This window comes from Bradyrhizobium acaciae (assembly GCF_020889785.1).
In the GTDB taxonomy this organism is placed as follows: domain Bacteria; phylum Pseudomonadota; class Alphaproteobacteria; order Rhizobiales; family Xanthobacteraceae; genus Bradyrhizobium; species Bradyrhizobium acaciae.
Map to the genome: position 1 here is coordinate 1 of NZ_JACMYK010000221.1, position 7,979 is coordinate 7,979.

The 7,979-nt window shown below is 66.1% G+C and carries 8 protein-coding genes and 1 pseudogene; 2 read left to right on the top strand and 7 right to left on the bottom strand.

Annotated elements, in window-relative coordinates; translation table 11 throughout:
• Together H8A92_RS38560 and H8A92_RS38565 are read right to left on the bottom strand one after the other, a co-directional pair.
• Window positions 1-205 (bottom strand): annotated as a pseudogene (locus tag H8A92_RS38560) (tRNA (guanosine(37)-N1)-methyltransferase TrmD); the annotation flags it as partial.
• A gap of 55 nt (window positions 206-260) precedes the next feature.
• Window positions 261-1,472 carry an MFS transporter gene (locus tag H8A92_RS38565; protein WP_229200508.1) on the bottom strand — a complete coding sequence of 404 codons (1,212 nt, stop codon included), beginning with the start codon at window positions 1,470-1,472 and terminating at the stop codon, window positions 261-263.
• A gap of 171 nt (window positions 1,473-1,643) precedes the next feature.
• On the opposite strand from H8A92_RS38565, the gene gcvA reads away from it, so the two are divergent.
• Complete coding sequence (gene gcvA / locus H8A92_RS38570; protein ID WP_229200509.1) at window positions 1,644-2,555, top strand: transcriptional regulator GcvA; 912 nt, start codon at window positions 1,644-1,646, stop codon at window positions 2,553-2,555.
• A gap of 10 nt (window positions 2,556-2,565) precedes the next feature.
• Here gcvA and rimM read toward each other — a convergent pair whose 3' ends face one another.
• From rimM to ffh, 3 genes are all read right to left on the bottom strand, one after another.
• Entirely contained in the window at window positions 2,566-3,087 is a 522-nt protein-coding gene (gene rimM, locus H8A92_RS38575) for a ribosome maturation factor RimM (protein WP_229200510.1), read from the bottom strand.
• 17 nt (window positions 3,088-3,104) lie between these two features.
• On the bottom strand, window positions 3,105-3,437 hold the full coding sequence (gene rpsP / locus H8A92_RS38580) for a 30S ribosomal protein S16 (RefSeq protein ID WP_029081296.1): 333 nt from the start codon (window positions 3,435-3,437) through the stop codon (window positions 3,105-3,107).
• 85 nt (window positions 3,438-3,522) lie between these two features.
• On the bottom strand, window positions 3,523-5,070 hold the full coding sequence (ffh, locus tag H8A92_RS38585) for a signal recognition particle protein (protein WP_229200511.1): 1,548 nt from the start codon (window positions 5,068-5,070) through the stop codon (window positions 3,523-3,525).
• Between the two features lie 547 nt (window positions 5,071-5,617).
• Between ffh and H8A92_RS38590 the strand changes: the two genes are divergently transcribed.
• On the top strand, window positions 5,618-6,598 hold the full coding sequence (locus H8A92_RS38590; protein ID WP_229200512.1) for an MBL fold metallo-hydrolase: 981 nt from the start codon (window positions 5,618-5,620) through the stop codon (window positions 6,596-6,598).
• Between the two features lie 142 nt (window positions 6,599-6,740).
• Here the strand turns inward: H8A92_RS38590 and H8A92_RS38595 are convergent, their stop codons facing one another.
• Both H8A92_RS38595 and H8A92_RS38600 read right to left on the bottom strand, forming a co-directional pair.
• Window positions 6,741-7,457 carry an SIMPL domain-containing protein gene (locus tag H8A92_RS38595; RefSeq protein ID WP_229200513.1) on the bottom strand — a complete coding sequence of 239 codons (717 nt, stop codon included), beginning with the start codon at window positions 7,455-7,457 and terminating at the stop codon, window positions 6,741-6,743.
• Between the two features lie 5 nt (window positions 7,458-7,462).
• Window positions 7,463-7,979: GyrI-like domain-containing protein (locus tag H8A92_RS38600; protein WP_229200514.1), on the bottom strand; the 517-nt coding region annotated here is incomplete at its 5' end.

A 7,979-nucleotide genomic window follows, 5' to 3' on the forward strand; every position in this document is an offset into this window, starting at 1 on the left:
CACCGCCGGCCGGCGTATCATCGACGCTGCGGTGCCTGTCGGTGGCCGACGCCCGGATGTCGCGCGCCTCCAGCGCCCAGAGGCCGCCTGCCAGCGCTTTGCCGGCCAGGCTCACGCCGAGCGGTCCCGGAAACATGTCCGGGAACAGGGTCAGCACGGTGGCGCGCCAGATCGTCGCTTGGGATGCAGGGTCTTGCCATATCATGGCCTCTGGTTACGGCACCACGGCCGCAAGGTCGAGGCTCTGCATCATCGCGGTGTCAGGCACCGGCGCGGTGCGTTCCGGCGTCATCGGCGAGATGCTGTGCGAGGACCATTGCGAGCGGACAGATCGCCAGCGCGGTGAGCGCGGTCGCCGTGGTGGCAAGCGTCGGGCCGAGCGCGTCGCCGAGCAGGCCGTAGAGCACAGGCGCGATCGCGCCCGATCCGATGGTGCCGGTATAGAACAATGCGAAGGCGCGCTCGGTCTGATGCGCCGGCGTCAGCTCGGGCACCGTGCCATAGAGCACCGAGGACGTGCCGTTGAGCATCACCCCGAGCAGCGGCAGCAGCACGATGGCCGGTGCGAGCGGCAACAGCAGCACCGCGACGATCAGCGCGGCCGTACCGCCTTCGGTGATCAGCACGGTGCGCAGCGTGCCGATGCGTTCGCCGAGCCAGCCGCAGGTGAATTTCCCGGCGGCGCCGCCGATGAAGACCAGCGCCAGCGCGAGGCCGTTGGTCGGCAGCGACGCGCCCTTGTCGCGCAACAGGAACGGCAGGAAGGTGAGGAAGCCCATCCTGGCTGCGGTATCGAGAATCCCGATCGCGAGTAGCCAGGGAAAGCCGCCGCCGGCGCCTTCGTGGCGCGACGCAGCCGCCGCCTTGTGCTCGGCGCCCTTGCCGACCGACGGCATCCAGAGCGCGATGCAGATCGCGACAAGCAATCCCGCCGATGCGAGCACGAGCAGCGCGTGCCGCCATGACATGATCACGAGCAGGACCGACGTCAGTGCCGGGATCGCGGCCTTTCCGAGATCGCCCGAGAAATTGTAGATGCCGAGCGGCCCGCGCGCGCCGGCACCATAGGCACGCGACACCGCTGATGATGCGATCGGATGCTGCGTGCTCGAGCCTGCACCGGAGAGCGCAAGCGCGAAGCCAAGCCCGATGACGCCGCCCGAAAATCCGGCGAACACGTAGCCGAGTGCCGAAAGCGCTGTGCCTGCGACCAGGATGACCTTGCCGTCGATGCGCTCGGCGATGCGTCCGACCGGGATCTGCAGCCCGGCCATCGCTCCCGCATAGAGACCGCGCAGCAGCGCCAGCAGCCCGTAGCTCAGCGCGAATTCGGCCTGCCAGACCGGCAGCAGCACGTAGATCAGGTCGGTATAGCCGTCGTGGAGGGCGTGGTTCAGCCCGGTCACGGCCAGCGTACGGGCCGCCCTGGTGCTGCCGGGAGAGGATGCGCCGGCTTCCGCGGACACGCTCATCGTCGCCATCCAAATCGAGAAAATCTAAAGGCAGGATGGCGGTGCATCGGAGGGGGCTTTCAAAAAATAGATATATGTGAGTAGCTTGCTGCGCAGCATGCGCCCGATCGGTCGTTGTCACAAATCAGTAATAATCGGATTATGTGTTAGAAAATCTGGTACCGAGGAATCATGTTCGTCCCACGCCGCAGCCTGCCGCCGCTCAATGCGGTTCGCGCTTTCGAGGCCGCTGCACGGCTCGGCAGCTTCAAGGAAGCCGCTGCCGAGCTCAGCGTGACGCATGGCGCGGTAAGCCAGCAGGTCCGCCTGCTCGAGGAATGGTTGGGCGCACCGGCGCTGTTTCGGCGATCGGTTCGGCGCGTGGTGCTGACACCGGCCGGCGCGGCATTGCTGGCGGAGTTCGCACCGGCGCTCGACCGGATTTCGGCGGCTGTGCAGCAGCATCGCGCGCGCCGCAGCGACGCGGCGGTCGCCGTGTTGCGCGTCAACGCGCTTGCGACCTTCAGCTTGCGCTGGCTGCTGCCGCGGATGAGCCGGTTTCGCGCCGAGCATCCCGATATCGAGGTGCGCTTGAGCACGTCGAATGATCCGGTGGATGCTCTGGCCGAACCGTTCGACGTCGTGATCCGCGGCGGGCCCGATACGTTTCACGGCTTCTCGTCACGTTTCCTGGTGTCGGAGCGGAGATTGCCGGTGTGCAGCCCGTCGCTATCGGCGCAACTGCCGCTGCATGAGATCGCGGATCTCTCGCGGCATACGCTGCTGCACGTCACGTCGATGCCGCGGCTGTGGCGCGACTGGCTCACCGAGGCCGGGCAATCCGCGCTGGAGCCGGCGGCGTCGCTGACCTTCGATCATTTCTATCTGACGATACAGTCCGCGCTCGATGGTCTCGGTGTGGCGATGGGTCCGACGGCGCTGATTGCCGATGACCTCGCGGCCGGGCGTCTGGTTACGCCGTTTCCGGATGTCAGCCTGCCGGCGCGGAGCTACTTCGCTTATTTTCCGGCAGGGCGCAGCAACGATCCGCACAGCGCGGTGTTCTGCGACTGGCTCGAGCAGCAGGGCCGGATGACTGGTTGAGAAATATTGATCAGGCAGCCGACGGATCGTCGCCGTCGATCTCCTGCGGCAGCTCGATCACGACGCGGCCGCCAGCAATGTCAACGGTCGGCACCACGGCGTTGGTGAAGGGCAGCAGCATCGTCGCGCCCTGCGGCGGGGCGATCTCGATGATGTCGCCGGCGCCGAAATTATGGATCGCGATCACCTTGCCGAGCGGTTGCTCCGATGTCGTCACCGCGGCGAGGCCGATCAGGTCGGTGTGGTAGTATTCACCATCGTCGGTTTCCGGCAGCCGGTCGCGCGGAACGTAGAGCTCGAGACCGTTGAGCCGTTCGGCATCATCGCGGCTGGCGACGCCCTTCAGCGTCACCACCAGATGGTCCTTGGCCTCGCGCAGATGCGTGACCTCAAACTGGCGCGCGCCGTCCTTGGTCATCAGCGGGCCGTAGTCCTTCACGGCCAGCGGATCTTCGGTGAAGGTCCACAGCCGGACGGCGCCGCGCACACCATGCGCAGCGCCGATACGGGCGACACAGACCGGTGCAGTCACCGTGGTCGCCGGTCAGCTTAAGCCTTGGCGGCGGCTTCGGCCTGCGCCTTGCGCTCCTTGCGCGGCACGGCCTTCTCCGGGTTGTTGCGCGCGGTGCGCTTCACGACGCCAGCGGCATCGAGGAAGCGGGTCACGCGATCCGACGGCTGCGCGCCCTTGGCGAGCCAGGCCTTGACCTTGTCCATGTCGAGCTTCAGGCGGGCCTCGTTGTCCTTCGGCAACAGCGGGTTGAAATGGCCGAGACGCTCGATGAAGCGGCCATCGCGCGGGAAGCGCGAGTCGGCGACGACGACGTGATAGACCGGACGCTTCTTGGTGCCTGCGCGAGCGAGGCGGATAACAACGGACATTTAGTTCTCCTTCAAAGGTCAATGTGTTCGATTGATCGGCATTCCGCGTCGCGCCGGCCGTATGCGAGCCGTCGCGACGAATTCCTCATTTCTTCTTGCCCGGGAAGCCGCCGAGGCCCGGCAGCATCGGCTTGCCGGAAAGGCCGGTCAGGCCCGGCACGTTCGGCAGGCCACCGCGGAGGCCTGCGGGCAAATCCTTCGGCAGATTGGGCAGGCCGCCGCCGGCGCCGCCCTGCATCTTCTCGGCGAGCGCCTTCATTTCCTCGGCTGACGGCGGCTTCATGCCGCCGCCAAAACCCATCGCCTGCGCGATGCCGGCGAGCGGGCCGCGCTTGCCGCTTCCCATGGCCTTCATCATGTCGGCCATGTTCCGGTGCATCTTCAGAAGCTTGTTGACCTGCTCGACGCTCTGGCCGGCGCCCGCCGCGATCCGCTTCTTGCGGCTCGCCTTCAGGATGTCCGGATTCTTGCGCTCGGCCCGCGTCATCGAATCGATCACCGCGACCTGGCGCTTGATGATCTTGTCGTCGATCCCGGCCGCCGCGATCTGGTTCTTCATCTTGGCGATGCCGGGCATCATGCCCATCAGGCCGCCGATGCCGCCCATATTCGCCATCTGCTGCAGCTGTTCGCGCATGTCGTTGAGGTCGAACTGACCCTTGCGCATGCGTTCGGCGGTGCGCGCGGCCTTCTCGGCGTCGATGTTGGCGGCGGCCTTCTCGACCAGCGAGACCACGTCGCCCATGCCGAGGATGCGGCCGGCGATCCGGTTCGGATGGAAGTCCTCCAGCGCGTCGGTCTTTTCGCCGATGCCGAGCAGCTTGATCGGCTTGCCGGTGACCGCGCGCATCGACAGCGCGGCGCCGCCGCGGCCGTCGCCGTCGACGCGCGTCAGCACGATGCCGGTGAGGCCGACGCGTTCATCGAACGAGCGTGCGAGGTTGACCGCGTCCTGGCCGGTGAGACTATCTGCGACCAGCAGCACTTCATGCGGGTTGGCGGCGGCTTTGATCTCGGCCGCCTCCTTCATCATGTCTTCGTCGAGCGTGGTGCGGCCGGCGGTGTCGAGCAGCACGACGTCATAGCCGCCGAGCTTGCCGGCTTCCAGCGCGCGCTTGGCGATCTGCGGCGGCATCTGGCCGGCGACGATCGGCAAGGTCGGAATATCGAGGTCGCGGCCGAGCACCGCGAGCTGCTCCATTGCCGCCGGACGGTAGACGTCGAGCGAGGCCATCAGCACCTTGCGCTTGTCGCGCTGGACCATGCGGCGCGCGAGCTTCGCGGTGGTGGTGGTCTTACCGGAGCCTTGCAGACCGACCATCATGATCGGCACCGGCGGCACGGAGTTGATGTCGATGGTCTGGCCGTCGGAACCGAGCGTGGCGACGAGCTCGTCATGGACGATCTTCACCACCATCTGGCCCGGGGTCACCGACTTGACGACGGTGGCGCCGATCGCCTGCTCGCGGACCCGGTCGATGAAACTGCGGACCACCTCGAGCGCGACGTCGGCCTCGAGCAGCGCGCGGCGCACCTCGCGCATCGCGGCATCGACGTCCTTTTCGGTCAGCGCACCGCGCCCCGTCAGACGATCGAGAATGCCACCAAGCCGTTCCGACAGATTGTCGAACAATGCCGTTGTCCTTCGTTACGCCCCTGAGAGCGCGTCACTCGTTGCTCGTCATACCCCGCGAAAGCGGGGTATCCAGTACGCCGCGGCCTCTCGGTTCAATCCGAACTGCTCTGGAATACTGGATCACCCGCTTTCGCGGGTGATGACCAGATAGTCAGCCTCGGTACCGTGCCAAGACGGCGCGCCAAGACGGTGGTCCAAACACTTTCGCGCCCGAGGGCGCATCGCGCTGTCGGGCGTTGGCCTCTGGCCTCCAGGACCAGTCGGCGGGTCGAAAAGACGGAGCTTTCCGAGAAAGTTGCGGCGTTAAACGCTGCCGGGGCGGCAAAGTCAAGGAAAGTTTCGCCGCCAAGCGCCCGGTCTGGTCATTAAGATACTGAAATTACGTCGATTTGTCGATCTGGTTCAGAATCTGCCGCTGCCACCCATATAACCGGAGCCCGCCTCCTGTTTGGGAACCCGCTCGCCCGTCACCCGCCGCCGCGTTCTCGCAACCTTGACCGGAGCCGCCGCTGCGATCGGCGTGCCCTCGATCTGGATGACTTACATGAAAACCTACGACGGCCCCGTCTCCGATCATTTCGACGGCCTGCACTTTTTCGACCCGGACGGAGCGCCGCCGAAGTCGCTCGGCGAGGTGCTGCGCTGGCAGTTCGGTGGCGGCCGCAAGCGCGCGGTCTGGCCCGAATCGGCGCCGAGCGCCTATGCCGATACGCCGCCGCCCCGTGTCGATGGCGACAAGGTGCGGTTCTGCTTCGTCGGCCATGCGAGCTGGCTGATCCAGACCGGCGGACTCAACATCCTGGTCGATCCGGTGTGGTCGATGCGGGCCTCGCCGTTCAGCTTCGCAGGTCCCAAGCGGCACAACGATCCCGGCATCGCGTTCGACAAGCTGCCTGGGATCGACGTCGTGCTGGTGTCGCACGGTCATTACGATCATCTCGACACAGCGACGCTGTCGAAGCTCAACGCCGCGTTTGCACCGCGCGTCATCACGCCGCTCGGCAACGACGTCACGATGCGCGCGGCCGATGCCGCGATCAAGGCCGAGGCGTTCGACTGGCATCAGCGCGTCGAGCTCGGCAATGGTCTTGCGGTGGTGCTGGTGCCGACGCGGCACTGGTCGGCGCGCGGCCTGTTCGATCGCAACAAGGCGCTGTGGGCGAGCTTCGTGCTGGAGACGCCGGCTGGCAAGCTCTACATCGTCTGCGATTCCGGCTATGGCGACGGTCGTCATTTCCGCCGGGTTGCCGAGGCGCACGGCCCGCTGCGGCTCGCGATCCTGCCGATCGGCGCCTACGAACCGCGCTGGTTCATGCGCGACCAGCACATGAATCCGGAGGACGCCGTGAAGGCGCTGGCCGATTGCGGCGCGGCGCAGGCGCTGGCGCACCACCACGGCACGTTCCAGTTGACCGACGAGGCGATCGACGCGCCGGCGATTGCGCTGGACGAAGCGCTCGATGCGGCCAAGGTGTCGCGCGAAAAGTTCGTGGCGTTGAAGCCGGGGCAGGTGTTCGAGATTTAGACGGTGTCGTCCCGGGCAAGCGAAGCGCGACCCGGGACCCAACCACAGGGCTTTGTTGTTGAACAAGGCTGTGGCTCCAGCTTGCCCTTTCACCACGCGCGGTGGTTATGGGTCCCTGCTTTCGCAGGGACGACAGCAATTGCTACTTCTCCTTGATCGCCCAGGAGACACTGACATTGACCGTCAGCGTTTCCTCGCCTTGCGCCACTGGCGTCGGCGCGGCGAATCCGGCCGTAGCCATCTTGGCGCGGAACACTGGCACCGGCGCCGAACCGACCTCCGCGATATTCAAGGGCGCGCCGAGCGTGACGCCGGCGGCCCTGGCGTAGATCTCCGCCTTGCGGCGGGCGTCGGCGACGGCCTTCTCGCGGGCGTCATCGAGCAGCTTGGAGGCCTGCGACACCGAGAAATTGAGCCCGCCGATATCGTTGGCGCCGGCACCCACCAGCACGTCGATGACGCTGGCGACCTTGCTCACATCGTGCAGCCTGATCGTGACGCGATTGCTGGCGTGATAACCGACGATGCTGGGCGGAGCGTTCGGCGACGACGGCGGGCGGTTGGCGAATTGCGGCTGCAACGACAGCCGTGAGGTCTGAAAATCTTTCTCGGCGATGCCGGCGCCCTTCAGCGCGGCCAACACCTTGCCCATCGTCACATTGTGGGCTTCGGTGGCCTCGCGTGCGGTCTTGCCGTCGGTCGTGACCCCTGCGTCAAGCTGCGCCTGGTCGGGCGCGGCCGATGCGGTCGCCTCGCCGGTGACCGAAATCGCCGGCGGAAAGTCGTTGTCGGCCAGTGCGGGCGCTGCCAGCAGGGTGGTCGCGATGAGGGCGGCAGCAAAGGGGAGGCGATGGGTCATGTGGTTCACTTCAGGGGTACGTAGACGTTGATCACAAGCTTGTCTTCGGCGGTCTTCAAGGGATCGGTGATGTATTCCTCGATGAAGGTGTCCTTGGCTTCGAGCTTCTTGTCGTCGAGGTGATTGGTGATCGCCTCATAGGTGTTGTCCATGTTGTCGTAGGACCCGCGATGGACGAACTTCAGCGCCTTGCCGTCCGGCGAGTTGCCCATGCTCATGTTCTTGCCGAGGTTCTTCGCGTCCTGGTCGACCGGGATTTCGGCGATGAAGGTGAAGCCGGTGTCGTCGGTCGAGGTGTAGACGATCATCGGATTGCCCGATGCCTTGATGCCGTCCTTGTCGAGCAGCGCGGTGAGCTGCTTGAACGCCTCGATCAGCGCGTCGAAGGCCGAATCCCAGTTGGCTGTGCCCTTCAGCATGACGACTTTCTTCGGCTCGAGCGTGAACGGCTCGCCGAAGGGGTCGGCGGTCTGCACCGGGGCGGCCGGCGGCGGCGTTGGGGACTGCGACGCAGCCGGGCTG